Raw genomic sequence first — 24,425 nt, forward strand, 5'->3', positions numbered from 1 at the left:
TAGAGTCGTTAAGTGGGAACCCGGGGTTGCCGCCGGGGTTTTTTTGCGATTAAAATAGAACGATCGTTCGATACTGCCGTCACGCCGCTGGGGAGCGATATCCTCGTGCTGAAGCGCCCGCGACAAGGCTGCCATGAGGGCAGTCGTTATAATGTCCGTTGGGTTGACGTATTCGTAACTTTGGAGCGTGTGCATGAAAATCCTGGTGCCAGTCAAGAGAGTGGTCGATTACAACGTGAAGGTTCGAGTCAAGTCGGACGGCACGGGCGTCGACATTGCGAACGTGAAGATGTCGATGAATCCGTTCGACGAAATCGCGGTTGAGGAAGCGGTGCGTCTGAGGGAAGCGGGCGTCGCGACCGAAGTGATCGCCGTGTCGGCGGGCGTGACGCAATCGCAGGAAACGCTGCGCACGGCGCTGGCCATCGGCGCGGATCGCGCGATCCTGATCGAGTCGGCGGAAGAATTGCAGCCGCTCGCTGTCGCAAAGCTGCTGAAGGCGCTGGTCGACAAGGAGCAGCCGCAACTGGTCATTCTCGGCAAGCAGGCCATCGACGACGATTCGAACCAGACCGGCCAGATGCTTGCCGCGCTGGCTGGCCTGCCGCAAGCGACGTTTGCGTCAAAGGTTGTCGTCGCGGACGGCAAGGCGACCGTGTCCCGCGAAGTGGATGGCGGTGCTGAAACGCTGTCGCTGAAACTGCCCGCGGTGGTGACGACCGATCTGCGCCTGAACGAACCGCGCTACGTCACGCTGCCGAACATCATGAAGGCGAAGAAGAAGCCGCTGGAAACGATCAAGCCCGAAGACCTCGGCGTGGATGTCACGCCGCGTCTGAAGACGCTCAAGGTTGTCGAGCCGCCCAAGCGCGCCGCCGGTGTCAAGGTGCCGGATGTGAAGACGCTGGTCGAGAAGCTGAAGACCGAAGCCAAGGTGCTGTGAGGGAGACAGGGCAAATGACGAATCTGGTAATAGCAGAACACGACAACGCATCGATCAAGGCCGCCACGCTGCACACCATTGCAGCCGCGCAGAAGATCGGTGGTGACATTCACGTGCTGGTCGCGGGTCAAAACGCGCAGGCCGCAGCGGACGCAGCCGCAAAGATCGCAAGTGTTTCGAAGGTGCTGCTGGCCGACGCGCCGCAACTGGCCGAAGGGCTCGCGGAAAACGTCGAGGCAACGGTGCTGAACATTGCGAAGGACTACTCGCATATCCTTGCGCCCGCAACCGCTTACGGTAAGAACATCGCGCCGCGCATCGCTGCCAAGCTCGACGTCGCACAGATCAGCGACATTACGGCAGTGGATTCCGCCGACACTTTCGAGCGTCCGATCTACGCGGGTAACGCAATCGCGACGGTGCAATCGGCCGATCCGATCAAGGTCATCACTGTGCGTACGACCGGTTTCGACGCGGTTGCCGCCGAGGGTGGCAGCGCATCCGTGGAGAAAATCGAAGCCGCAGCCGACGCAGGCATCTCGCAGTTCGTCAGCCGCGAAGTGACGAAGCTCGATCGTCCGGAACTGACGTCGGCGAAGATCATCGTCTCGGGCGGGCGCGGTCTGGGCAATGGCGAGAACTACACCAAGGTTCTCGAGCCGCTGGCGGACAAGCTCAATGCGGCGCTCGGCGCATCGCGTGCGGCCGTCGACGCGGGCTTCGTGCCTAACGACTACCAAGTCGGCCAGACCGGCAAGATCGTCGCGCCGCAACTGTACGTAGCGGTCGGCATCTCCGGCGCGATCCAGCATCTGGCGGGCATGAAGGACAGCAAGGTGATCGTCGCGATCAACAAGGATCCGGAAGCGCCGATTTTCAGCGTCGCCGATTACGGCCTCGTGGGCGATCTGTTCACGCTTGTGCCGGAACTCGTGAGCGAACTCGGCTAAGCAAGCGTCTGAGCGCCACATAAAAGCCATCTAAAGGCGTTTGGCGGTATACGAAGGGCGCGGGACCGCACAAGTCCGGCGCCCTTTTTCCATCAAGGCAGGAGGAGAATAGAAATGAGCTATACGGCGCCCATCAAGGACATGCTGTTCGTGATGAAGGAACTGGCGAACCTCGAACAGATCGCGACGCTGCCGGGCTTCGAAGACGCGAACCTGGACACCGCTCAAGCCGTGCTGGAAGAGTCGGCGAAACTAAGCGGCGAAGTGCTGGCTCCGCTGAATGTCGAAGGCGATCGCAATCCGAGCAGTTGGAAAGACGGCGTAGTCACGGCGACACCGGGCTTCAAGGAAGCGTTCCGCCAATTTGCCGAAGGCGGCTGGCAAGGCGTGCAGCATCCCGTCGACTATGAAGGTCAGGGGCTGCCCAAGCTGATCGCGACCGGATGCATCGAAATGCTGAACGCGTCGAATCTGTCGTTCGCGCTGTGCCCGTTGCTCACCGACGGCGCAATCGAAGCGCTGCTGACCGCCGGCACCGACGCGCAGAAACAGACCTATGTGCCCAAGCTCGTTTCCGGCGAATGGACCGGCACGATGAATCTCACCGAGCCGCAGGCCGGCTCCGACCTCGCGCTCGTGCGCACGCGCGCCGAGCCGCAAGGCGACGGTTCGTTCAAGCTTTTCGGCACGAAGATTTTCATCACGTGGGGCGAGCACGACATGGCGAAGAACATCGCGCATCTCGTGCTGGCGCGCACGCCGAACGCGCCCGAAGGCGTGAAGGGCATCTCGCTTTTCATCGTGCCGAAGTTTCTGATCAATGAAGACGGTTCGCTCGGCGAGCGTAACGATGTGCATTGCGTGTCGATCGAACACAAGCTCGGCATCAAGGCGAGCCCGACCGCGGTGCTGCAATTCGGCGATCATGGCGGCGCAATCGGGCATCTGATCGGCGAGGAAAATCGCGGCCTCGAGTACATGTTCATCATGATGAACGCGGCTCGCTTTGCCGTGGGTATGCAGGGCGTCGGCGTATCGGATCGCGCCTATCAGAAGGCGGTGGCCTATGCGAAGGATCGCGTGCAAAGCCGTCCCGTCGATGGCTCCGCGAAACAGCCGGTCGCGATCATTCAGCATCCGGACGTGCGCCGCATGCTGTCGACGATGCGCTCGCTCACTGAAGCGTCGCGGGCGCTCGCTTATGTGGCGGCCGGGCATTGCGACGTCGCGCATCGTCATCCGGACGCAGTGACGCGTGCCGAACATCAGGCGATTTACGAATTCCTCGTGCCGATCGTGAAGGGTTGGAGCACGGAGTTATCGATCGACGTGACGAGTCTTGGCGTGCAGGTTCACGGCGGCATGGGTTTCATCGAAGAAACGGGCGCCGCGCAGTACTATCGCGATGCCCGCATTCTGCCGATCTACGAAGGCACGACCGCCATTCAGGCCAACGATCTGATCGGCCGCAAGACGGTGCGCGACGGTGGCAAGGTCGCGAAGTCGCTGCTTGCGGGCGTCGCTGAGACAGTGGAATCGCTCGGTGCGCAGCAAGGCCCGGCGTTCGAGTCAATGAAAAAGTATCTCTTGCAGGGGCAGCACTCGTTGAGCGCTGTAGTCGATTTCGTCGTCGCCAACACGAAGGACGATCCGAACGCCGTGTTTGCGGGCAGCGTGCCGTATCTGAAGCTTGCCGGCATTGTGCTCGGCGGCTGGCAAATGGCGCGCGCACTGCTGGTGGCCGCTCAGAAGCGCGACGAAGACCCGGCGTTCTACGGCGCTAAGATCGCGACTGCGCAGTTCTATGCGGAGCATGTGTTGCCGCTCGCGACCGCGCTCGAGGCGTCGATCGTCACTGCGAAGGGCGACGAGGGCGTGCTGGGTTTGTCGGCGGATCAGTTCTGATGCGGCTTAAGGTCTGACAGCGACCGCTGTCCGAATGCAAACGGCGCCTTGTAGCAAGGCGCCGTTTGTTTTTGCCGAACCGCTTCGTGCGATCACGAACCGGGTGGCGACGCGTTATGCGTCACGCTTCACTTGAGAGGCTTCATGCATAAGCCGGACGATGCGCCCCGCCGGTCTCGCCGAGATAGCGATGCACCGACAGATCGTCCGCCTTGATGGCGGGCTGCTTGCCCGACATGACGTCGGCCAGCAGTTGACCCGAACCGCACGACATCGTCCAGCCGAGTGTGCCGTGGCCTGTGTTCAGGAACAGATTCGCCACTGGCGTGCGGCCGACGATTGGCGTGCCGTCCGGTGTCATGGGCCGCAGGCCGGTCCAGAAGCTCGCCTTCGACGTATCGCCGCCGCCTGGGAACAGGTCGTTCACGCAGAGCTCCAGCGTTTCGCGGCGCGCTTGCCGCAACGACTTGTCGAAACCGACGATCTCAGCCATGCCGCCGACGCGAATCCGGTTGTCGAAACGGGTAATCGCGATCTTGTACGTTTCGTCGAGCACGGTGGAAACTGGCGCCGCGGCTTCGTTCACGATAGGCGCCGTGATCGAGTAGCCCTTCAGCGGATACACGGGAATCTTCACGAGACCGGACAGGAATTTCGTCGAATAGGAACCGAGCGCGACGACGAACGAATCGGCGCGCACCAGTTCACCGCCGCACTGCACGCCGGCAATGCGGTCGCCCGTCATGGCGAGTGCGTCGATTGGCGTGTTGTAGCGGAATTTAACGCCCAACTGCTCGGCCAGCGCGGCAAGGCGGGTGGTGAACATCTGGCAGTCGCCGGTTTCGTCGCCCGGCAGGCGCAGGCCGCCCGTCAGCTTGTGGGAGACGGCGGCGAGCGCCGGCTCCGCCTGAGCCAGTTCTGCTGCCGACAGCAGTTCGTATGGCACCTTGGCTTCACGCAGCACGGCGATGTCTTTCGCCGCGCCGTCGAATTGCTGTTGCGTGCGGAACACCTGCAGCGTGCCGCCCGTGCGTCCTTCATAGCCGATGCCGGTTTCGGCGCGCAGCGCTTGCAGGCAATCGCGGCTGTACTCGGCAAGGCGCACCATGCGGCCTTTGTTGACCGCGTAACGCGATTCGGTGCAGTTCTGCAGCATCTGCCACATCCATTGGAGCTGGAACTGCGTGCCGTCGAGGCGGATTGCGAGGGGCGCGTGTTTCTGGAACATCCATTTGACGGCTTTGAGCGGCACGCCAGGCGCTGCCCACGGCGACGCGTAGCCCGGCGAGATCTGGCCGGCGTTGGCGAAACTGGTTTCAAGCGCCGGGCCCGCCTCACGATCGATAACCGTTACTTCATGACCCGCACGCGCCAGGTAATACGCGCTCGTCACGCCGACGACGCCACTGCCCAAAACGACGACTCGCATAGCTGCTCCAGAAATTCGCAAGATTCGCGGGCGATGCGCTCGTCAGTTCGTTTTGAATTCATTCGATTAACGAGGTGAAACGCGGTACGCCCAGTGGTAACCGCTATACTATTGGCGACACAACAGGTTTTGTTATTGTATTTTTGCGATTTTCAGAAGAAACACTATGCGTACGCAACGCCAGCCGGTCCGGTCGCTGGACAAGCTCGACCACAAGATTCTTCGCCTGCTGCAGCAGGACGGCCGCATGGCCATGAAAGACCTCGCCGAGCAAGTCGGGCTCTCGGTTACGCCATGTATCGAGCGCGTCAAACGGATGGAGCGCGACGGCGTCATCACCGGTTACTACGCCCGCGTTAATCCGGCCGAGTTGGGCGCCGCGCTGCTAGTTTTCGTGGAAATTACCCTTGATCACAAAAGCGGCAACATGTTCGACCAGTTTCGCCGCGAAGTGCAGAAAATTCCGGAAGTGCTCGAGTGTCATCTCGTATCCGGCGACTTCGATTACCTGATCAAGGCGCGCATCGGCGAAATGGCCGACTACCGCAAGCTGCTGGGCGACATCCTGCTCCAACTGCCCGGCGCGGTGCAGTCGAAAAGCTATGTGGTGATGGAGGAGATCAAGGAAACGCTGACGATTCCGGTAGGCGACTAAGCCGCGCGCTACGTGCCACCCGGGGGCTCGACAAGCGGCGTAAACACTGTATATTTATACAGGTTTAGCGCGCCGTTTCAATTTTCCGTTGCTTGCCCTCGCTTGCCATTGTTTGCCGTGACTGAACCCGACTCCCATTCCGCCGCCGAGTTTCCCATTGCGCCACCGGCCCCTCGCAAGGGTCGCGGCGCAGTGACGAACTTGCAGGGCCGCTACGAAGTCGACCAGCGTGAGGCGGTGGACGACGGCTGGCTCGCCGCACTGGACGAAGACGAAGAGCCGAAGGTTCTGCGCACACAGGTGTTCGAGGAAAGGGCGAAGAGCATTCTCACGCGTAATTCGTCGCCGGACATTCCATTCGGCGTGTCGCTCAATCCGTACCGCGGCTGCGAGCACGGTTGTATCTATTGTTTCGCGCGGCCCACGCATAGCTATCTGGGACTTTCGCCAGGGCTCGACTTCGAAAGCCGGATCTATGCAAAGGTCAACGCGCCCGAGTTGCTGGAGCGAGAACTCTCCAAGAAGTCGTACGAGCCGGAGCCGATCGCGCTTGGTGTGAATACCGACGCCTGGCAGCCCGCCGAACGCGACTGGCGACTCACGCGGCGCGTCGTCGAGGTGCTCAGCGAGCGCAATCATCCGTTTGCGGCGATTACAAAGTCGTCGCTGATCGAGCGCGATCTCGATCTGCTTGCGCCGATGGCGGCTCGCGGCCAGTTCATGGCGGCCATTACCATCACCACGCTAGACGCCGAGATTGCGCGTACGCTCGAACCACGCGCGGCAACGCCGTCGCGTAGGCTTCGCACTATCCGCACATTGAGCGAGGCCGGCATTCCGGTCGGCGTGAGCATTGCGCCCGTCATTCCGTTTGTCACCGAGCCCGACATGGAGCGCGTGCTCGAGGCCTGCGCGGAAGCCGGCGCAAGCAATGCGAGCTATATCGTGCTGCGTCTGCCGTGGGAAGTCGCGCCGCTCTTCAAAGACTGGCTCGCCGCGCACTTTCCGGAGCGCGCTGAGCGGGTGATGGCGCGCGTGCGCGACATGCGGGGCGGCAAAGACTACGACTCGTCTTTTTCCACCCGAATGAAGGGCGAAGGCTTATGGGCCGATCTGCTCAAGCAGCGATTCCACAAAGCCGTGCGCCGTTTAGGACTGAACCAGCGCGACCGCGGCATTCTGGACATGTCGCATTTTCGGCGTAGTGAGCCGCCGCGGATTCCGGCGGCAACTCGGGATAATCCGCAACTCGATCTTTTCTAGTGAATCGACGCAGAGTGCGTGACTATTGCGAAAGCGCTTTCGCCGCCTGCACCTGACCTTCGAAGTAGGTCTGGAAGGAAATGGCGAGACCGCTCATCAACAGGAAGGCGCCGATCAGCAGCGAAAATATCACCACGAAGATAACGGTCCATCCCGAGCGGCTTGTGCGCTGCGTGCGTGCGTTGAATTGTCTGTCCCATTTTTCGTCGGGGCGCAAACCGTAGACGATCGCGGCGAGGAATGCGGCCAGAAGCGAAACGGCGCCGGGAAACGCCAGCGCCCAGCCGAGCATAGAGGAGCGTTCGCTGGCCACGAGCAGCATCGCGCCTGGAATGCCGATCAATGTGCCGATCAGATGGGCCCAGCCATAAATGTCGCGCTGTCCGTATAAATAGAAGCGGTGCGCGCCGAGGGTGCCCAGAAAAAAAGCGAGTGCGGCAGTGATCGTTTTGGATCGGAAGTAAGTCGAGGTCGAAGCAGGCGTGGGCATGTGGGCGAGGGCAGAGTAACGGGCGGCCGGCAACAGGCCGTCGAAAGGAACGGCGCGCCGTTGGCCGCGGACCGTCGCGCATTCTACGCCGCTCGCGTGCGAGCGGTCACGCGGCGTACAACGTCACCGTAGCGGTGCGGCCGGGTGCGGAGCGTGCCGCGTTCTTTGGCCGATCCTAGGTAATAGCGCCGTCGGATCGATCTGGCGGCAGGTCGCCGAAATGTGCGGCAGCGGGAAAGGCGCTCAAGGCGCAGAGTAAGTGACGCGGTAAATCGCGCCGGCGTAGTCGTCGCTGATGAGCAGTGACCCGTCGGGCAGCGGCAGCACATCGGCTGGCCGGCCCCAGGCGGTTTCTCCCGACTGGAGCCATCCCTCGGCAAACACTTCCTGCCGGGTATGACTGCCGTCCGGTTCGGTAATGACCCGTACAACGCGGTAGCCGGACTTTTTACTGCGGTTCCAGGAACCGTGCTCGGCGATGAAAACGTTGCCGCGGTAGTCGGGCGGGAACATCGAGCCGCTATAGAAACGCATACCGAGCGCGGCGACGTGTGCGCCAAGTCTAGCGACCGGTGGCGTAAATGCGCTGCACGGGTGGCCCGGGCCAAATTCCGGATCGGGTATGACGCCGGCGTGGCAATACGGAAAGCCGAAATCCATGCCGGCGCGCGGGGCGCGGTTCAACTCGTCGTCCGGTACATCGTCGCCTAGCAGATCGCGGCCGTTGTCGGTGAACCAGAGCTCGTGCGTCGCCGGATGCCATGCAAATCCGACCGTGTTGCGCACACCGCGCGCCACGACTTCGTAATGACTGCCGTCCGCGTCCATGCGGCCGATCATCGCATAGCGGTCACGGTCTTTCAGGCAGACGTTGCAGGGCGCGCCTTGGGGCACGTAGAGCTTGCCGTCCGGTCCGAAGGCAATAAATTTGGCGCCGTGATGGGTCTCGCCGGGCAACTTGTCCGTGACTACGACTGGCTTGGGGGGCGCATTCAGGCGCGTGTCGATCGAATCGAAGCGGAGAATTCTCGACACCGCTGAGGCGTACAGCGCGCCGTTGTGCCAGGCCACGCCCACCGGGGCTTCCAGACCCGAGGCCACGATATGGCGTGCGGTGGCGTGTCCGCCTTGCAGTTCGAGCGCGTAGACGTGACCGTCAAGGCTCCCTATATAGAGAATGCCGTTCGGGGATAATGCCATGCCCCGCGCGCTCGGCACCGCGTCCGACAAGACTTCGATGCGAAAGCCGGCCGGCAGTTTGATTTGCTCGATGGGCGGCGTGGCCAGCGCGCTGCACGCGCTGACGGCCAGCAGCGCCGCCGCTGCGGTGCGAAGTCCGCGCGCGAGTCTGGCGTTCGCTATCCGACCGGCGAAAACGAGGAGCAGAAGGGCGGTTCGCGGCAGTGATTTCACAGGCATTCCGTCAGGTTCTTCAGGCGTTTGCGCGAGGTGACACGCCCGCCTTGTGCCGGCGGCGCAACCTCGCTGCTCAGTTTATCCCGGTAAGTGTTTGTTATGGCGTCAGTTTCCCGCTATAATCGCGTGTTTCAGTCGTTCCGAACCCCGGTTTTCAAGGATTCTAGTATGGTCATCATCCGCTTGGCTCGTGGCGGCTCCAAGAAGCGCCCGTTCTACAACATCGTCGCAACCGACTCGCGTAACCGTCGTGACGGCCGCTTCATCGAGCGCGTTGGCTTTTACAACCCGGTCGCTACGAAAGGCGAAGCTCTGCGTATCGCTCAAGACCGCCTGACGTATTGGCAAGGCGTTGGCGCACAACTGTCGCCGACCGTCGAGCGTCTCGTGAAAGAAGCGCAAAAGGCGCAGCCGGCTGCTTAATGGTGGCTCGCATGCGTATCGTCGTCGGTTTGACCGGCGGCTCGCGCAGCCTGCGCGAGCAGTCCGATGCGCAAGATGTTTTGCCGAAGCAGGCGTCAAAGTTCGTAGCGAGGTTCAATTATGTCCGAGCGTGATTCCGGCAGTTCAGGTCGCGTCGAGGCAAAAGAGCCGGTAAAAGAGCTGCCTAAAGACGGGAGCTCGCGCGCGAAGACGTCTGATCAGGCGCCATTCGGTGCATTCGTCCGCAAGCCGGTCGAGCGAGCCGAAGGCAAGGCGAAAGCCAATGTTGCAAACGCCGGTTCCCAGGCAGCAGCAATGCGCGTGGAAACGGCGGAGAGCTGGCCGGCCGATGCGGTCGAGGTTGGCGCAATCGTCGACGCTTACGGCCTCAAAGGCTGGGTCAAGGTAGCCGCTCATGCGGATGCCGGCCACGGCGGCGACGCCTTGCTGAGTGCAAAGCGCTGGTGGCTGATGAAAGGCAGCGAGCGCAAGTCGGCGCCGTCATTGCAGGCGAAAACGCATAGCGACAGTGTGGTGGCCCATCTGGGCGGCGTCATTGACCGCGATGCGGCGTTAGCATTGCGCGGCTCTCGCGTCTATATCAGCCGCAGCGAATTTCCGGCGCTCGCAGCCGACGAATTCTACTGGGTCGACCTGCTCGGCCTAGACGTGGTGAACCTTGCCGGCGTGAATCTCGGCAAGGTGGCAGACATGATCGACAACGGTGCGCACTCGGTGTTGCGCATCGAATATCCGGAAGCCGACAAAACCGGCAAGCCGGTCACCGCGGAGCGTTTGATCCCGTTCGTCGGTGTATTCGTCAAAACGGTGGACCAGGCGGCGAAGCAGATCATCGTCGACTGGGAAGCCGATTACTGATAGTCCAGCAAATCGAGTTCGCTAAAACGGAGAGAGCGATGCAGTTCGATGTCGTCACGCTCTTTCCCGAAATGTTTCGCGCGCTGACCGACTGGGGCATTACCAGCCGGGCGGCAAAGCAGGAGCGCTATGGGTTGCGCACGTGGAATCCGCGTGATTTCACAACCGACAACTACCGCACAATCGACGATCGCCCATACGGCGGCGGCCCCGGCATGGTGATGCTGGCCAAGCCGCTGGAAGATGCAATCGGCGCGGCGAAAGCGGCGCAGGCGGAGCAGGGCATCGGCGCGTCGCGCGTCGTGATGATGTCGCCGCAAGGCGCCACGTTGAATCACGAGCGTGTCATGAAGTTCGCCGCGCAGCCCGGCCTGATTCTGTTGTGCGGTCGCTATGAGGCAATCGACCAGCGTTTGCTAGATCGTGTTGTCGACGAAGAAGTGAGTCTTGGCGACTTCGTGCTGTCGGGCGGCGAGTTGCCGGCAATGGCCTTGATGGATGCAGTTGTGCGCCAGTTGCCGGGCGTGCTCAACGATTCGCAGTCGGCGGTACAGGACAGTTTTGTGGACGTGCTGCTCGACTGTCCGCACTACACGCGGCCCGAGGAATATCACGGCGTACGCGTGCCGGATGTGCTGCTCGGCGGCCATCATGCGGAGATTGAAGCGTGGCGTCGGCGCGAGGCCTTGCGGAATACGTTGCACAAGCGGCCAGACCTGATCGTGAAGGCCAGAAAGAACAAGATGTTGAGCCGTGCCGACGAGGCATGGCTTGCAAGTCTCGCGAAGGAAGAGCCGAAGGCGTAAAGCCCCGGTCTTTCGAGCGGACAAGAGGCGGCGCCGCACATGCGTGTACGGCGCCTGATGTGAACCCATCCTCTATCGGGGCCGTAGCCGGGCATTTTTATGCGAGGCAGGTACGAACGCCGACAAGATGGACTTAGGAGTCAGTGATGAATCTGATTGCAAAACTCGAGCAGGAAGAAATTGCGCGCGCCCTCGGCGAAAAGACCATCCCCGATTTCGCTCCGGGCGATACGGTGGTTGTCAGCGTGAACGTGGTTGAAGGTACGCGTAAGCGTGTTCAGGCTTACGAAGGCGTGGTTATCGCCAAGCGTAACCGTGGTTTGAATTCGTCGTTCATCGTCCGCAAGATTTCGTCGGGCGAAGGCGTCGAGCGTACGTTCCAGACGTACTCGCCGCTGCTGGCAAGCATCGTCGTTAAGCGTCGTGGCGATGTGCGTCGTGCGAAGCTGTACTATCTGCGCGACCGTTCGGGCAAGTCGGCTCGAATCAAGGAAAAGCTGGTCACGAAAGACCGCGCTGCTTCCCAGGCGTAAAAGCTGTAAGGAAAAGCACCCCTCGCGGGTGCTTTTTTGTTTGCCAGGTCAAAATAGCGGCATCGCGTCTGCGCGCTTATTCGAGACATCCGTTGATCCGCCCCGTCTTTGAACCTGAAGCTCTGCCCGTCGAAGCGACGGGCGCCCACTTGCCGCCCGTGGCCCCGGAGCGTCTTACGCCCGATGGTCTGCGCCGCCGTTTCAAGCAGCATCTTTGCTGGACACCTGAGCCGATCGTCGAGGCACCGTGGCGCGATACTCACGCCGACCCGCGTGTCGCCTCCGTATTGGTGCCGCTCGTGATCCGCGCGAATGGCCTGACGGTGTTGCTGACGCAGCGTGCCGATCATCTCAACGACCATGCGGGCCAAGTCAGTTTCCCCGGTGGCCGGCAGGAACCCTTCGATGCCGACGCCACAGCCACCGCCTTGCGCGAAGCGCAAGAGGAGGTCGGCCTTGCACCGTCGCGCGTCGAAGTGCTGGGCGCGCTGCCCGATTATCTGACGGGCACCGGCTTTCGCGTGACGCCCGTAATCGGCCTCGTGCATCCGCCGTTCGCGTTGAAAGCGGACGCGCTTGAAGTCGCGGAAGTCTTCGAAGTGCCGCTCGCTTTTCTGATGAACCCGGCGCATCACGAAGAGCGAGTATTCCGCTATGAGGGCGGCGAGCGCCGCTTCTTCGCGATGCCGTATCCGCGCGGCGCGTCGCTCGAAGCCGCCGAAAAAGGCGTCAGCGGCACGGGCAATCACTATTTCATCTGGGGCGCGACGGCCGCGATGCTGCGCAATTTCTATCGCTTTCTGGCAGCTTGAGGCGAGGTTCCGCGTGCGGTCGTTGAGTGTTTGGCAACGTGCCCGCTCAGCGGCATCCGACCCTGTGCTATCGTTACGAAACAATCGTAAAACTCGAAAAGCACGGCGCATCGCATGACTTTTTTTTCCGTATTGCTGGCTCTGATCATTGAACAGGTGCGCGCGCTGTCGCCGAATAATCCGGTATCCGCGCTGCTTCAATACCATGCGAAGTCGGCGGCGCACGGATTCGATGCGGGCAAGCCCAGGCACGGCCTGCTTGCATGGCTCGTCGTAGTGGTGCCGTGGACGCTGGCCGTCGCGCTCGTCTACTACGTTCTGTACAACATTCACTTTGCACTCGCGTTCCTGTGGAACGTCGCGGTGCTGTACTTCACGCTAGGCTTTCGCCAGTTCAGCCATTACTTTACGGACATTCATCTCGCACTCAATAATGACGATGTGCCGCGCGCCCGCGAAATCCTCAATGAGTGGACCGGGCTCGAGACCATCGACATGCCGGTGAGCGAGATCGTGCGCCATACGCTGATTCACGCGGTCGTCGCGTCGCATCGACACGTTTTTGGCGTGTTCTTCTGGTTTCTGATTCCGGTGGGGCCGGCGGGCGCCGTGCTGTATCGGATAGCAGAATATCTGTCGCGCACGTGGGCGCGGCCGGTCGACGACCGTACCATTGCGTTTTCGAGTTTCGCGCAGCGCGCGTTCTTCGTGATCGACTGGGTGCCGGCGCGGCTTACGTCGCTCGGCTTTGCGATCGTCGGCAATTTCGAAGACGCGATTTATGCATGGCGTAACCATGCGCGGCAGTGGCCGGACGCGAATGACGGCGTATTGCTGGCGGCCGGCAGCGGCGCGCTCGGCGCGCGTCTGAGTGGGCCGCTTGCGGAGCCGTCGAGTCTCGACGCACTCGCCACCGGCGACGGCGGTCCGATGCAAGTGGGTGACGACTGCACGCCGCGCACGCTGCAATCGGCGGTCGGGCTGGTTTGGCGCGCGGTCGTGCTGTGGATGATTCTGTTACTCATGCTGACGATCGCCGTGTGGCTAGCATAAGCTCACGCGCATGCAGGACGCAAAAAGCCGGGATTGCCCCGGCTTTTTTGCTCTATGCGGCTTGCTGGCGCTTTCTGATCTCGTGCCTGCCCGGCAGCGCGTTGTGACCATATGGCGTCAGTCTGGACGGCATCACTCGAAGCGCGTCAGTTCATATTCACAACGCTCGGGCCGCCTTCATCCATCCATAGGATCGCGCACAGTGCCGCACTGCCAGCACACGGTGAATTGCGCCTCCAGCCTCTCGCCGCACTGACGGCATTGCCAGCCAGGCGAACCGGCTGCCGGACCTTGCGACGCGGCATCGATCAAGCGCCGCGCCACCGCCTCGTCGCGGTCATCCACGAGCCAGAGTTCAGGCGCGCATTGATCGGCGGGAATATCGCCGAGCGCGCCGTTCAGATAGCGGTTATGCAGCTCGCACGGGATGCCCGCCGCCGCCAGCACATTGACCCAGTGCTGTCCGATGATGAGGTTCGGCGCGCGCATCAGTTTCATGTCAGCGCACGATCTGGCTGGCTTCGTGCACGAGTTGCGCGTACAGCGCATGCCGTTCGCGGCGAATGCGGCCATCGGCGACGGCTTCAAGGATTGCGCAGCCCGGCTCGTGCAGGTGATGGCAATTGTAGAAGCGGCAGTTCGCCAGCAGCGGACGGAATTCGGGAAACGCGCGTTCCAGCCGCCCTTCGGTCAAATGATGCAGGCCGAACTCCTGGAAGCCCGGTGAGTCGATCAGCGCGCCCGCTTCGCCATCCGCGCCGTGCTGCACGTCGCTGCCGGTGTCATTGCGGGCGAAATCCGGCAGCGGATAAAGACGCGTGAACGTCGTAGTATGGCGGCCGCTGTTCAACGCAGTTGAAATCTCCCGAGTGGCGACCTCCGCATTGGGAATCAGCAGATTCACAAGCGTGGATTTGCCCATGCCGGATTGGCCGAGCAAGAGCGTCGAGTGACCGCGCAAGTGCTCGATCAACGCCGTGCGGGCCGCCTCGGGCTGCGCCTTGATCGACACCTCCACGACCGTATAGCCGAGCGCGCGATAGGGCTCCAGCCGTTTGCGCGCGCCTTGGAGCTCATCGGTCACGTCGATCTTGTTCAGCACGATCAACGGTTTCAGCTCGTTGGCTTCGGCGGCGACGAGCGCACGCCCAAGCAGGTCCTCGCTGAAATGCGGTTCGGTCGCGAGCACGATCAGCAACTGGTCGAGATTCGCGGCGAACAGCTTCGACTTGTACTGGTCGGAGCGATAGAGCAGATTGCGCCGCTCGCCGATCTCGACGATCACGCCTTGGTCCGCGGAAGTCGGCTCATAAATCACGCGATCGCCGACCGCTACTTCGCTGCGCTTGCCGCGCGGAAAGCATTGCAGCATCGGTCCGCCGTCTTCGGGCGCGACCAGATAATGGCGGCCATGCGCGGCCACGACGAGGCCGCCTACGCGCGTGCTGGAGGTGGCGCGCGGTGCTTTCGGGGAGCGGCCGCTCATGCGTGCCGCAACAGTCGGTCGATCCGCTGCGACGCCGGCGGATGCGAGTAGTAGAACGCGGTGTAGAGCGGATCAGGCGTCAGCGTGGACGCATTGTCTTCGTACAGCTTGACGAGCGCGTTGACGAGGTCTTGCGCGTCGGTTTGCGTGGCGGCGAATGCATCGGCCTCGAACTCGTGTTTGCGCGAAGTCAGGCTGCCAAGGGGCGTCACGAAGAACACAAACACCGGCAACGCGAGGAAGAACAGCACGAGCGCAAGCCCGCTATTGCCGCCGACGAGCGACGGGCGCACGCCGAGCCCTTCATAGAACCAGACACATTGCGAGAGCCAGCCGAGCAGCGCGAGCATCGCGAGGCTGATCGCGAAGGTCACGAGCATCCGCTTGATCACGTGACGGCGCTTGAAGTGGCCGAGCTCATGCGCGAGCACGGCTTCGATCTCGCTGCCCGACAGACGCGCGAGCAGTGTATCGAAAAACACGATCCGCTTGGCCGCGCCGAAGCCGGTGAAGTACGCATTGCCGTGTGCGGAGCGGCGGCTGCCGTCCATCACGAAGAGGCCCTTGGCCGCGAAGCCGCAGCGTTTCATCAGCGCCTCGATGCGGCTTTTCAGCGCTTCGTCCTTGAGCGGTTCGAACTTGTTGAAAAGCGGTGCGATAAACGACGGATAGAGGACCAACACGAGCATCTGAAAGACGACCCAGACAATCCACGTCCACAGCCACCAGAAGTTGCCGGCCTGGTTCATCAGCCACAGCACGACGAAGAGCAGCGGCAGGCCAAACGCGGCGCCGAGCAACACGCCCTTCAACCGGTCGACGATGAAAATGCGCTTGCTCATCCGGTTAAAGCCGAAGCGTTGCTCGATCACGAATTGCCGGTAGTAATCGAACGGCAGATCGATTGCACTCGTAATCGCGATCACGGCGGCGACGAGTGCGATCTGCCCGACGTAGCCGCGGCCCAGCCAGTCCGTGATTGCGAGGTCGAGCGCCTGCACGCCGCCGAGCAGCGTGAGGCCGATCAGCACCGCGGCGCCGACGACGATCTCGATCATCGTGAGACGCGTACGCTCGACGGTGTAGTCGGCGGCGCGCTGGTGCGCAGTCAGCGCGATGGTGCCGGCAAACTGGCTCGGCACCTGCTCGCGATGACGAGCGACGAAGCGGATCTGCCGCGACGCGAGCCACAGCTTGGTGCCGACCATCGCCACGACGGCGACGACGAACAGGACGGTGAAGTACAGGGTAGGCATCCGTGGATTCCGTGGTATCTATGCGAGAATTATATGTTTCTTCCCGCCTCGCAGCGGGACATGCTCAAACCATCTCAAACGAACAACCGCCGCAGCAACGGGGCTTCCCGCAAGCTTCCTGCCCGGCCATCAGGGCTGCCTTCATGACTGACATCCTCGAATCCGCCAAACAGCTGCCGCTCGTGCGCAGCGACATGAATCTCATCTGGCTGGACATGGAAATGACCGGGCTCGACCCCGACTCGGACCGCATCATCGAAATCGCGGTAGTGGTGACGAATTCGACGCTCGACAGAATGGTCGAAGGCCCGGTTCTCGCGATTCATCAGAGCGACGAGACGCTCGCGAAAATGGACCAGTGGAATCAGAACACTCACGGCCGGTCAGGACTGATCGACCGGGTGAAAGCTTCCACGGTGAGCGAAGCCGATGCCACCGAGCAGATCCGCGAATTCCTCAGCGCTTATGTGCCGCCCGGCAAATCGCCGATGTGCGGCAACTCGATCTGCCAGGACCGCCGCTTCATGGCGCGCTGGATGCCGAAACTGGAGAGCTTCTTCCATTACCGCAACCTCGACGTCAGCACGCTCAAGGAGTTGTGCCGCCGCTGGCAGCCGGTCATCTACAAGGGTTTTCAGAAGCGCGCGCTGCACACGGCGCTGGCCGACATCCACGAGTCGATTGACGAACTCAAGTACTACCGCGAGCATTTTTTGATTCCGCCCACGCCCGACGCTTCCATGAACGCGGAATAAGCAGACAATAAGCACGTAATAGGCGCGTAACAAGCCCGCAACAAGCGCGCAATAACTCAGTCCGTCCGGGGCGCGCGCACCGCGCTCTTTGGGCGGAACGCCTTCACCACTTCGGCGTTGGTCTCCACATACGGCCCGCCGATCAGATCGATGCAGTACGGCACCGCCGCGAAAATGCCCGGCACCTTCACCGCGCCGCCGGCTTCGGCATCGCGCAAGCCCTCCAGTGTTTCCTTGATCGACTTCGGCTGACCGGGCAGATTGATGATCAGCGCCGCGTGATCCGCCGTTTCGCGGATCACCGCGACCTGGCGTGACAGAATCGCGGTCGGCACGAAATGGAGGCTGATCTGCCGCATCTGTTCGCCGAAGCCCGGCATTTCCTTCGTGGCGACTGCGAGCGTAGCCTCCGGCGTCACGTCGCGGCGCGACGGGCCGGTGCCGCCCGTGGTCAGCACAAGATCGCAGCCGACTTCATCGACGAGTTCCGTGAGCGTTGCGGAGATGGTTGGCGCGTCGTCCTGAATGAGGCGCGTGACCACTTGCCACGGCGAACTCAGGGCCGCGCCGAGCCACTCCTGCAAGGCCGGAATGCCTTTGTCCTCGTAGACGCCGGTGGATGCGCGGTCGCTGATCGACACGAGGCCGATCAGAATCTCGTCCGGGTGATTGCGCTTGAGCTTGAGCGTGGAGTCAGGCGTCGCGGTCGTCATCGTCGTCTTCCAGGGCGTCGTCGGCATCGGAATCGGTCGCGGCTGCGGGTCCGTCCGCGTTCTTGATCCACTGGAACAACTCCCGGAAATAGCGCGGCGGCTTGTTCTGCTCCGCTTCCTTGCGGGCGTTGCGGATTAGCGTGCGGCCTTGCTGCGGATCGGCGTTCGGATGCTGGCGGATGAAATCCGTCAGCGCGGCGTCGTCGGCGAGCAGTTTTTCGCGAGTGCGCTCGATCCAGTGCAGCTTGGCCGTTTCTGCCTTATTGACACCGTTATACGTGTCGAGCGCGGTGCGCAGCGCGGCGGTTTCTTCGTCTAGCAGCGAGCGCATCACGCGGCCAACGTATTGCACCTGACGGCGCTTGCCTTCGTGGTCAGTGATGCGGCGTGCCTCGCGCACGGCGTCGTCGAGTTTTTCCGGCATCGGCATACGCTTGAGCGCGTCTTTCGGCAGTGCGATCAGCGCCGAGCCCAGCTCCTGCAACTCGTGCATTTCGCGCTTGAGCTGGGACTTGCTGGGACGGTCGTAGCCGTTTTCGTCGACTTCCGGCTCGGCGGATTCGATGGGTTGAATGCGGGTTTTGCGTGTCATGCCGATATTGTAGCGTGCCGGGCCCGGCGAACCGGTTGCGCCGCCGTGCACGGCAGCGGACCGCGCGCAAAGCGGGCAGCGAATGCCAGGTACGCCAGCGCTTAGCTTGCTATGATCGCGGGATGCGTGAGTGCACTCGAACGCACAACAAATGCAGACTGACACTGGCACTGACGCGCGTACGAGCAGCTCACGAGGCGCACGCAAGTCGCGCGGCATGTGCGAACACCCAAGGGCCGCTCGGCCCCGAACAGGACGGCAACGACAATGGCAGCAGACATGGACGTCAAGCAGCGCTTTTTTCCGCATACCCAGGATGAACTGAAGGAAATCGCCTCGGACATCCTTCGTCACGCGAAGTCGCTCGGGGGCACCGACGCGGCAACCGAAATTTCCGAAGGCGATGGCCTGTCCGTCTCCGTGCGGCGCGGCGAAGTCGAGACGATCGAGCACAACCGCGACAAGATGGTCGGCGTGACGGTTTTCATCGGTAACAAGCGCGGCAACGCGAGCACGTCGGACTTTTCGTCGCAAGCGCTGAAGGACACGGTCGCGGCGGCGTACAACATTGCCCGCTTCACGGCGGAAGACGATTGCGCGGGCCTCGCCGAATCGGAGCTACTCGAAACCGAGCCGCGCGATCTCGATCTCTATCACCCGTGGAATCTGTCCGCCGACGAAGCCGTGGAAATTGCCCGTCGCGCGGAAGACGCCGCGTTCGCAACCGATCCGCAGATCAAGAACTCGGAAGGCGCGAGCGTGTCGGCGCAGCACTCGCAGTTCGTGCTCGCCACGTCGCGAGGTTTCCTCGCGGGCTATCCGTACTCGCGTCATTACATCGCGTGCGCGCCGATTGCCGGCAGCGGCCGCAACATGCAGCGCGACGACTGGTACACATCCACCCGCAGCGCCGAGCAACTGGCCGATCCGGAAGCGGTCGGCCGTTACGCGGCGCAACGCGCGCTCGCGCGCATCGGCGCACGCGGCCTCGATACGCGCAAGGTGCCGGTGCTGTTCGAGGCGCCGCTCGCCGCGGGTCTGCTCGGTGCGTTCGTGCAGGCCACCAGCGGCGGCGCGCTGTACCGCAAGACGTCGTTCCTCGTCGACAGTCTCGGCAAGCCGGTGTTCGCGCCGCATGTGCAGATCGTCGAAGATCCGCATGTGCCGCGCGCAATGGGCAGTGCGCCGTTCGACGAAGAAGGCGTGCGCACGCGGCAGCGCTCGGTCGTGAAAGACGGCGTCGTGGAAGGCTATTTCCTGTCCACCTATTCGGCGCGCAAGCTCGGCATGCAGACCACCGGCAATGCGGGCGGGTCGCACAACCTGTCGCTGCGGAGTTCGGACACGCGCGCGGAAGACGACTTCGAGGAGATGCTGAGGAAGCTCGGCACAGGCCTGTTGCTGACCGAACTGATGGGGCAGGGCGTGAACTACGTGACGGGCGACTATTCGCGCGGCGCGTCCGGCTTCTGGGTCGAGAACGGCAAGATCCAGTATCCGGTCGAGGAGATCACCGTCGCGAGCACCTTGCAGGAGATGTTCCGCCATATTGTGGCGATCGGCGCCGATACGATCACGCGAGGCACCAAGCAGACGGGCTCGGTGTTGATCGAACGTATGACGATCGCGGGGCAGTGAGCGGTTTTTTGCGGCGCTTTAGCGGTACAAACGAAAACGCCACGCAAGTTTGCGTGGCGTTTTGCATCTGGCGACGTGCCTGACCGCGCTGATGCGGCTCGCCTCAGCGGCTTTTGCGCTTATATGTGACGAACGCGTAGTCGAAATCGTTCGGTGCATCTGCGCGATGCGTTTCGTGCGCGACTTCTTCCCATTCGTTCGAATCGACTGCCGGGAACGTCGCATCGCCTTCGAAATCGGCGGAAATCTCGGTCACGATCAGTTTGTCCGCGAGACGCAGCCCTTCCACATACAGCTGCGCGCCGCCGATCAGGAACGCTTCCGGCGCCTGGTCCTGCGCGGCGAGCTCGAGCGCTTCGGCGAGCGTGGTGGCTGCGTCGCAACCTTGAAAGCGCCGCGCAGCATCCCGTGTCACGACGATGTTGCGGCGTCCCGGCAACGGCCTGCCGATCGACTCATGCGTCTTGCGGCCCATGATGATGGGCGCGCCCATCGTCGTCCGCTTAAAGAAGGCGAGGTCTTCGGGGAGTCGCCAGGGCAACTGGTTGTCGCGGCCGATCACGCCATTGTTGGCGCGAGCGACGATCAGGGTGAGCGTCGTCATTGAATGGAAGGGGGAACGTAACCGGACCGATTCTACCTGACGGGCGTGCTCGGGCTGCCGCTCAGACATGCTCGGTTCAGCCGCAACGCTCGGCTATTCGCGGCGATAGTTAGCCGCGCTGCCTTCCCCAGCATGCGCGGCGGCGGCAGGAATCGGCAGTGGCAATGGCGGAGCAATTTCATCCCATAACGTGACGGTTGCGCCATTCGCGCGCGGGCGTCGCGGTGGCGCGGCCGCCGCGCCGACCATGCCACATGGGCGCGCCGCGCCTACCATCACCAAGCCGAACGAACTGCGGCCATGCCGCGTGAGTGTGTGGCCGGCGAGTGAGAAATCCGTGACGGGGACAATGCGCGACGCGCTGTCGAGCGAATGGCTCGCGGAAGAGCCGGTAGTCCGTGAGCGCAGCTCGAGCGCGGCGCTGCCGATGACCAGACGTGCGGCCGGTCCGCTGGACATCAACGCAAAGCTTTCCCGGGCGTCCAGTCTGCCGGGTGCGGCGAGCACGACGGATGCGCAGGAAAATGCCGCGTACAACGCCACGCGGACCGAATCGGCAAGCAATAAAGCTGATCGCATGATGAGTCTCCCGTCATGCGTAGCAATTAGCGAAACATGTGCCACCGCTCGCAATCCATTGGTGCATAGGGTTGCAACTCGCCCATCGCGCAATCGGATTAAACAAAGGCGTTGGAAACGTTTCAGCTCTGAAGCGGCGAGAAGAAAATACCTATTAAGCGTTAATTGCAGCGGTACGAACTACCTGCGCCGCTATGTATGAGAAAAGCGCTTCCACAATTCGTTATTCGTAAGTTGATTACTTATCTATCGACGCGCGCGCCTTGCTGGACAAGGGCAGGCGGATTAAATTCGCATAATTGTTTTCCAAGCCGCGCGCGTATAGTAAGCTCTCGGAAAGAGCCTCAATTTTAAAAAAAGCCCGCTAACGGGCCGTCTCAAACACACACGCCGCTTTCTGGGGATCAGCTGTCCGCACGGAATGGAATGGCCGTTCGGTTTTTGCTATTTGCGAATCCCGAATGGGTCAGCGTGTCTGAATTGCGGTTCAGGTGCGTGCATCATCCTTAACGTTCGTTGACGAGAGGATCTGAATAATGGAACCCGCAACGCGGCAACTGATTTACGTTTCGCGAGAGCCAAGCGCGGAACTGAACACCCGCTTCCACCAGCGCGGCTGGCATGTGGAAGTGGTGGGATCGGCGCGCGACGCGCGCCGGGCCGTACGCGCCGGTTCGGCAGCGGGTGGCCTGCTCGATCTTTCCAGCCATTTCCAGCCGCATGAAATCGCTGCCTTCGAATCCTGCCTGACCATGCCGAACGTCGGCTGGGTCGCTGCGACCATGCCCGGGCAACTTCAGGACGCGGCGCTGCGCCGTCTCGTGCGCGACTATTGTTTCGACTATGTGACCGTGCCTTATTCCGGTGACCGGATCGTCGATTCCGTTGGTCACGCATACGGCATGATTTCGCTCGGCGAACCCGCTTCGAACGACGCCTCGCAAGGTGCCGAAGGCGAAATGGTCGGCTCGTGCGACGCGATGCTCGCGCTATTCCGCTCGATCCGCAAAGTGGCGATGACGGACGCGCCGGTCTTTATCTCGGGCGAATCGGGCACCGGCAAGGAATTGACGGCGGTCGCGATTCACGAACGCTCGGCGCGGCGCAACGCGCCGTTCGTACCGATCAACTGCGGCGCGATCCCGCCGCATTTGCTGCAGTCCGAACTATTCGGCTATGAGCGCGGCGCCTTCACCGGCGCGAACCAGCGCAAGATCGGCCGGGTGGAAGCGGCCAACGGCGGCACGCTTTTCCTCGACGAAATCGGCGACCTGCCGCTCGAAAGCCAGGCGAGCCTGCTGCGCTTCCTTCAGGAGCGTAAGGTCGAACGGCTGGGCGGTCATAGCGCGATCGATGTCGACGTGCGGATCATTTCCGCAACGCACGTCGATATGACGGCCGCCATGATCGAAGGCCGTTTCCGCTCGGACCTGTATCACCGCCTGTGCGTGCTGCAAATCGACGAACCGCCGCTGCGCGCGCGCGGCAAGGACATCGAACTGCTCGCCCGCCACATGCTGGAACGTTTCAAGAAAGACGCGAGCCGCCGTTTGCGCGGCTTTGCGCCGGACGCCATCGCGGCGCTGCACAACTACGGCTGGCCGGGCAACGTGCGCGAGCTTATCAATCGCGTGCGCCGCGCGATCGTCATGTCGGAGGGGCGCGCGATCACCGCGCGCGATCTCGAACTCGCCGAGTATGTCGAGATCGTACCGGTTTCGCTCGCGCAGGCGCGTGAAGCGGCCGAGCGTCAGGCGATCGAACTTGCGCTGTTGCGTCACCGCGGGCGTCTCGGCGACGCGGCGCAGGAACTCGGTATTTCCCGCGTCACGCTGTACCGGCTGCTGTGCTCGCACGGCATGCGTCACATGGAAAGCGAACCGCTTGCGTCGCCGCACGGTACGTTGCCGGCATCGGTGCCGCATCTTTGATCCGGCGGCGCGCGCCGCGATTCTGAACGCCCACGCGCTGGCCGGCGGAGCGGCTCCGACGCGTAGGCGTTGGGCGCGCGGTTTTGCGTTGTGCGCGTTCCCGCGGTGCATGTCGTTGCTGTGAGTCGCTGCTATCGATGTCGCTCGTGTGCCGGTCACGGCTGCGCATGTCACATAACCGCGCTTTCCCTCGATAGATCTCTCGCTCGCGGCGTCGGCGTCGGCGTCAGCCGGCCGCGCTTGGTAAAATCGGGTTTTCCGCTCAATCTCGCGGCGCACCGCTTTCGGCTCGCGCCGCGTCGAAGGAACCCGCATGAAACAATATCTGGACCTTGTCCGCACGATTCTCGACACTGGCACGTGGCAGGAGAACCGCACGGGCATCCGTACCATCAGCATGCCGGGCGCCATGTTGCGCTTCGATCTCCAGCAGGGTTTCCCAGCGGTCACGACGAAAAAGCTGGCATTCAAGTCGGCCGTGGGCGAACTGGTCGGTTTCCTGCGCGCGTCGCGCAGCGCGGCGGATTTCCGCGACCTCGGCTGCAAGGTGTGGGACGCGAACGCCAACCAGAGTCCGCAATGGCTTGCGAATCCATACCGTGAGGGTCCGGACGATCTGGGCGACGTGTACGGCGTGCAGTGGCGCCAGTGGCCGGCCTACAAGGTGCTCGATGCCAGCGCGAGCGCGCAGCTTGCCGATGCGGCCGCGCGCGGCTTCCGGGCGGTCACCGAATTCGACGAAAACGGCAGCCGCAAAGTGCTGCTGTATAAGGCAATCGACCAGTTGCGCCAGTGCCTCGACACCATAATGCAGAACCCGTCGGACCGGCGAATTCTGTTTCATGCATGGAACCCTGCGGTGCTGGATCAGATCGCGTTGCCGGCGTGCCATCTGCTTTATCAGTTCCTGCCGAATGTCGCGCGGCGCGAAATCTCGCTCTGTCTGTATATCCGCAGCAACGATGTCGGGCTCGGCACGCCGTTCAATCTGACCGAAGGCGCGGCCTTACTGCACCTGGTCGGACGCTTGACGGGCTACACGCCGCGCTGGTTTACCTATTTCATCGGCGATGCGCACATCTACGAGAACCAGCTTGACATGCTGAAGCAGCAACTCACGCGCGAACCGTACGACAGCCCGACGCTCACGATTTCCGACCGGGTGCCGGACTACGCGAAGACCGGTGTGTACGAACCGGAATGGCTCGAGAAGATCGAGCCGACGGATTTCTCGCTCGTCGGCTATCGGCATCACGAACCGCTGACCGCGCCGATGGCTGTTTGAGGCATCTGAAGGAAAAGCCCCCGCGTGGA

At 62.3% G+C, this 24,425-nt stretch carries 25 protein-coding genes; 15 read left to right on the forward strand and 10 right to left on the reverse strand.

Annotated features, from left to right (window positions below):
• The first annotated feature begins 193 nt into the window (after nt 1-193).
• The 3 genes from F759_RS0136160 to F759_RS0136170 all read left to right on the forward strand — a co-directional run bounded on the left by F759_RS0136160 (nt 194) and on the right by F759_RS0136170 (nt 3,798).
• Nucleotides 194-943, forward strand: coding sequence for an electron transfer flavoprotein subunit beta/FixA family protein (locus tag F759_RS0136160; RefSeq protein WP_027804018.1), 750 nt, complete (start codon nt 194-196; stop codon nt 941-943).
• Between the two features lie 14 nt (nt 944-957).
• Entirely contained in the window at nt 958-1,893 is a 936-nt protein-coding gene (locus tag F759_RS0136165; RefSeq protein WP_027804019.1) for an electron transfer flavoprotein subunit alpha/FixB family protein, read from the forward strand.
• Nucleotides 1,894-2,007: 114 nt separating this feature from the next.
• Complete coding sequence (locus F759_RS0136170; protein WP_027804020.1) at nt 2,008-3,798, forward strand: acyl-CoA dehydrogenase; 1,791 nt, start codon at nt 2,008-2,010, stop codon at nt 3,796-3,798.
• A 142-nt stretch (nt 3,799-3,940) separates the two neighbouring features.
• On the opposite strand, the gene F759_RS0136175 is transcribed toward F759_RS0136170, so the two are convergent.
• Entirely contained in the window at nt 3,941-5,227 is a 1,287-nt protein-coding gene (locus tag F759_RS0136175; protein WP_027804021.1) for a D-amino acid dehydrogenase, read from the reverse strand.
• A gap of 166 nt (nt 5,228-5,393) precedes the next feature.
• Between F759_RS0136175 and F759_RS0136180 the strand changes: the two genes are divergently transcribed.
• Together F759_RS0136180 and F759_RS0136185 are read left to right on the forward strand one after the other, a co-directional pair.
• Nucleotides 5,394-5,882 carry an Lrp/AsnC ligand binding domain-containing protein gene (locus F759_RS0136180; protein ID WP_027804022.1) on the forward strand — a complete coding sequence of 163 codons (489 nt, stop codon included), beginning with the start codon at nt 5,394-5,396 and terminating at the stop codon, nt 5,880-5,882.
• Between the two features lie 117 nt (nt 5,883-5,999).
• Nucleotides 6,000-7,145: a PA0069 family radical SAM protein gene (locus F759_RS0136185; protein ID WP_027804023.1), complete on the forward strand. Its 1,146-nt coding sequence runs from the start codon at nt 6,000-6,002 to the stop codon at nt 7,143-7,145.
• A gap of 22 nt (nt 7,146-7,167) precedes the next feature.
• Here the strand turns inward: F759_RS0136185 and F759_RS0136190 are convergent, their stop codons facing one another.
• Together F759_RS0136190 and F759_RS0136195 are read right to left on the reverse strand one after the other, a co-directional pair.
• A complete protein-coding gene (locus tag F759_RS0136190; protein WP_027804024.1) occupies nt 7,168-7,635 on the reverse strand; it encodes an NINE protein in 468 nt (155 codons plus the stop codon).
• Nucleotides 7,636-7,878: 243 nt separating this feature from the next.
• On the reverse strand, nt 7,879-9,054 hold the full coding sequence (locus F759_RS0136195) for a PQQ-dependent sugar dehydrogenase (protein WP_036026375.1): 1,176 nt from the start codon (nt 9,052-9,054) through the stop codon (nt 7,879-7,881).
• A 165-nt stretch (nt 9,055-9,219) separates the two neighbouring features.
• Between F759_RS0136195 and rpsP the strand changes: the two genes are divergently transcribed.
• From rpsP to F759_RS0136230, 6 genes are all read left to right on the forward strand, one after another.
• Entirely contained in the window at nt 9,220-9,474 is a 255-nt protein-coding gene (gene rpsP, locus F759_RS0136200; RefSeq protein WP_025600315.1) for a 30S ribosomal protein S16, read from the forward strand.
• Nucleotides 9,475-9,594: 120 nt separating this feature from the next.
• Complete coding sequence (gene rimM, locus F759_RS0136210) at nt 9,595-10,353, forward strand: ribosome maturation factor RimM (protein WP_027804026.1); 759 nt, start codon at nt 9,595-9,597, stop codon at nt 10,351-10,353.
• Between the two features lie 38 nt (nt 10,354-10,391).
• The gene (gene trmD, locus F759_RS0136215) at nt 10,392-11,159 is read left to right on the forward strand and encodes a tRNA (guanosine(37)-N1)-methyltransferase TrmD (protein ID WP_027804027.1); all 768 of its coding nucleotides are present in this window, start codon (nt 10,392-10,394) and stop codon (nt 11,157-11,159) included.
• Between the two features lie 146 nt (nt 11,160-11,305).
• Nucleotides 11,306-11,692 carry a 50S ribosomal protein L19 gene (gene rplS, locus F759_RS0136220; protein WP_027804028.1) on the forward strand — a complete coding sequence of 129 codons (387 nt, stop codon included), beginning with the start codon at nt 11,306-11,308 and terminating at the stop codon, nt 11,690-11,692.
• A 92-nt stretch (nt 11,693-11,784) separates the two neighbouring features.
• On the forward strand, nt 11,785-12,504 hold the full coding sequence (locus tag F759_RS0136225) for a CoA pyrophosphatase (protein ID WP_027804029.1): 720 nt from the start codon (nt 11,785-11,787) through the stop codon (nt 12,502-12,504).
• 114 nt (nt 12,505-12,618) lie between these two features.
• On the forward strand, nt 12,619-13,557 hold the full coding sequence (locus F759_RS0136230) for a CobD/CbiB family protein (RefSeq protein WP_027804030.1): 939 nt from the start codon (nt 12,619-12,621) through the stop codon (nt 13,555-13,557).
• Between the two features lie 177 nt (nt 13,558-13,734).
• Here the strand turns inward: F759_RS0136230 and F759_RS0136235 are convergent, their stop codons facing one another.
• From F759_RS0136235 to F759_RS0136245, 3 genes are read right to left on the reverse strand one after another with little or no spacing between them, the layout of a single operon-like run.
• Nucleotides 13,735-14,055: a putative signal transducing protein gene (locus tag F759_RS0136235; RefSeq protein WP_027804031.1), complete on the reverse strand. Its 321-nt coding sequence runs from the start codon at nt 14,053-14,055 to the stop codon at nt 13,735-13,737.
• Nucleotide 14,056: 1 nt separating this feature from the next.
• Nucleotides 14,057-15,043, reverse strand: coding sequence for a ribosome small subunit-dependent GTPase A (gene rsgA, locus F759_RS0136240; RefSeq protein ID WP_027804032.1), 987 nt, complete (start codon nt 15,041-15,043; stop codon nt 14,057-14,059).
• Nucleotides 15,040-16,299, reverse strand: coding sequence for a M48 family metallopeptidase (locus F759_RS0136245; protein ID WP_027804033.1), 1,260 nt, complete (start codon nt 16,297-16,299; stop codon nt 15,040-15,042). Before F759_RS0136245 ends, rsgA begins: the two co-directional genes overlap by 4 nt.
• 143 nt (nt 16,300-16,442) lie before the next feature.
• Between F759_RS0136245 and orn the strand changes: the two genes are divergently transcribed.
• On the forward strand, nt 16,443-17,054 hold the full coding sequence (gene orn / locus F759_RS0136250; RefSeq protein WP_027804034.1) for an oligoribonuclease: 612 nt from the start codon (nt 16,443-16,445) through the stop codon (nt 17,052-17,054).
• 56 nt (nt 17,055-17,110) lie between these two features.
• Here the strand turns inward: orn and mog are convergent, their stop codons facing one another.
• Together mog and yjgA are read right to left on the reverse strand one after the other, a co-directional pair.
• Entirely contained in the window at nt 17,111-17,767 is a 657-nt protein-coding gene (gene mog / locus F759_RS0136255; protein WP_051377607.1) for a molybdopterin adenylyltransferase, read from the reverse strand.
• Nucleotides 17,748-18,359 carry a ribosome biogenesis factor YjgA gene (gene yjgA / locus F759_RS0136260; RefSeq protein ID WP_027804036.1) on the reverse strand — a complete coding sequence of 204 codons (612 nt, stop codon included), beginning with the start codon at nt 18,357-18,359 and terminating at the stop codon, nt 17,748-17,750. Before yjgA ends, mog begins: the two co-directional genes overlap by 20 nt.
• Before the next feature lie 267 nt (nt 18,360-18,626).
• Here yjgA and pmbA point away from each other — a divergent pair, with 267 nt between their 5' ends.
• On the forward strand, nt 18,627-19,997 hold the full coding sequence (gene pmbA, locus F759_RS0136265; RefSeq protein WP_027804037.1) for a metalloprotease PmbA: 1,371 nt from the start codon (nt 18,627-18,629) through the stop codon (nt 19,995-19,997).
• A 103-nt stretch (nt 19,998-20,100) separates the two neighbouring features.
• Here the strand turns inward: pmbA and F759_RS0136270 are convergent, their stop codons facing one another.
• Together F759_RS0136270 and F759_RS39995 are read right to left on the reverse strand one after the other, a co-directional pair.
• Nucleotides 20,101-20,601, reverse strand: a complete 501-nt coding sequence (locus tag F759_RS0136270) for a dihydrofolate reductase (protein WP_027804038.1) — start codon at nt 20,599-20,601, stop codon at nt 20,101-20,103.
• A 93-nt stretch (nt 20,602-20,694) separates the two neighbouring features.
• Nucleotides 20,695-21,180, reverse strand: a complete 486-nt coding sequence (locus F759_RS39995; RefSeq protein ID WP_152530811.1) for a hypothetical protein — start codon at nt 21,178-21,180, stop codon at nt 20,695-20,697.
• 536 nt (nt 21,181-21,716) lie between these two features.
• On the opposite strand from F759_RS39995, the gene F759_RS0136280 reads away from it, so the two are divergent.
• Both F759_RS0136280 and F759_RS0136285 read left to right on the forward strand, forming a co-directional pair.
• The gene (locus tag F759_RS0136280) at nt 21,717-23,111 is read left to right on the forward strand and encodes a sigma-54 dependent transcriptional regulator (protein WP_027804039.1); all 1,395 of its coding nucleotides are present in this window, start codon (nt 21,717-21,719) and stop codon (nt 23,109-23,111) included.
• A 313-nt stretch (nt 23,112-23,424) separates the two neighbouring features.
• A complete protein-coding gene (locus tag F759_RS0136285; protein ID WP_027804040.1) occupies nt 23,425-24,396 on the forward strand; it encodes a thymidylate synthase in 972 nt (323 codons plus the stop codon).
• The last annotated feature ends 29 nt before the right edge of the window (nt 24,397-24,425 follow it).

The organism is Paraburkholderia dilworthii (assembly GCF_000472525.1).
Lineage (GTDB): Bacteria > Pseudomonadota > Gammaproteobacteria > Burkholderiales > Burkholderiaceae > Paraburkholderia > Paraburkholderia dilworthii.

Excerpts from the sequence above, each read along its gene's own strand:
- F759_RS0136160 (WP_027804018.1), top strand. The coding sequence starts at position 194 with ATGAAAATCCTGGTGCCAGTCAAGAGAGTGGTCGATTACAACGTGAAG.
- F759_RS0136165 (WP_027804019.1), top strand. The coding sequence starts at position 958 with ATGACGAATCTGGTAATAGCAGAACACGACAACGCATCGATCAAGGCC.
- F759_RS0136170 (WP_027804020.1), top strand. The coding sequence starts at position 2,008 with ATGAGCTATACGGCGCCCATCAAGGACATGCTGTTCGTGATGAAGGAA.
- F759_RS0136175 (WP_027804021.1), bottom strand. The coding sequence starts at position 5,227 with ATGCGAGTCGTCGTTTTGGGCAGTGGCGTCGTCGGCGTGACGAGCGCG.
- F759_RS0136180 (WP_027804022.1), top strand. The coding sequence starts at position 5,394 with ATGCGTACGCAACGCCAGCCGGTCCGGTCGCTGGACAAGCTCGACCAC.
- F759_RS0136190 (WP_027804024.1), bottom strand. The coding sequence starts at position 7,635 with ATGCCCACGCCTGCTTCGACCTCGACTTACTTCCGATCCAAAACGATC.
- F759_RS0136195 (WP_036026375.1), bottom strand. The coding sequence starts at position 9,054 with ATGCCTGTGAAATCACTGCCGCGAACCGCCCTTCTGCTCCTCGTTTTC.
- rpsP (WP_025600315.1), top strand. The coding sequence starts at position 9,220 with ATGGTCATCATCCGCTTGGCTCGTGGCGGCTCCAAGAAGCGCCCGTTC.
- rimM (WP_027804026.1), top strand. The coding sequence starts at position 9,595 with ATGTCCGAGCGTGATTCCGGCAGTTCAGGTCGCGTCGAGGCAAAAGAG.
- trmD (WP_027804027.1), top strand. The coding sequence starts at position 10,392 with ATGCAGTTCGATGTCGTCACGCTCTTTCCCGAAATGTTTCGCGCGCTG.
- rplS (WP_027804028.1), top strand. The coding sequence starts at position 11,306 with ATGAATCTGATTGCAAAACTCGAGCAGGAAGAAATTGCGCGCGCCCTC.
- F759_RS0136230 (WP_027804030.1), top strand. The coding sequence starts at position 12,619 with ATGACTTTTTTTTCCGTATTGCTGGCTCTGATCATTGAACAGGTGCGC.
- F759_RS0136235 (WP_027804031.1), bottom strand. The coding sequence starts at position 14,055 with ATGAAACTGATGCGCGCGCCGAACCTCATCATCGGACAGCACTGGGTC.
- rsgA (WP_027804032.1), bottom strand. The coding sequence starts at position 15,043 with ATGAGCGGCCGCTCCCCGAAAGCACCGCGCGCCACCTCCAGCACGCGC.
- F759_RS0136245 (WP_027804033.1), bottom strand. The coding sequence starts at position 16,299 with ATGCCTACCCTGTACTTCACCGTCCTGTTCGTCGTCGCCGTCGTGGCG.
- orn (WP_027804034.1), top strand. The coding sequence starts at position 16,443 with ATGACTGACATCCTCGAATCCGCCAAACAGCTGCCGCTCGTGCGCAGC.
- mog (WP_051377607.1), bottom strand. The coding sequence starts at position 17,767 with ATGACGACCGCGACGCCTGACTCCACGCTCAAGCTCAAGCGCAATCAC.
- yjgA (WP_027804036.1), bottom strand. The coding sequence starts at position 18,359 with ATGACACGCAAAACCCGCATTCAACCCATCGAATCCGCCGAGCCGGAA.
- pmbA (WP_027804037.1), top strand. The coding sequence starts at position 18,627 with ATGGCAGCAGACATGGACGTCAAGCAGCGCTTTTTTCCGCATACCCAG.
- F759_RS0136270 (WP_027804038.1), bottom strand. The coding sequence starts at position 20,601 with ATGACGACGCTCACCCTGATCGTCGCTCGCGCCAACAATGGCGTGATC.
- F759_RS39995 (WP_152530811.1), bottom strand. The coding sequence starts at position 21,180 with ATGCGATCAGCTTTATTGCTTGCCGATTCGGTCCGCGTGGCGTTGTAC.
- F759_RS0136280 (WP_027804039.1), top strand. The coding sequence starts at position 21,717 with ATGGAACCCGCAACGCGGCAACTGATTTACGTTTCGCGAGAGCCAAGC.
- F759_RS0136285 (WP_027804040.1), top strand. The coding sequence starts at position 23,425 with ATGAAACAATATCTGGACCTTGTCCGCACGATTCTCGACACTGGCACG.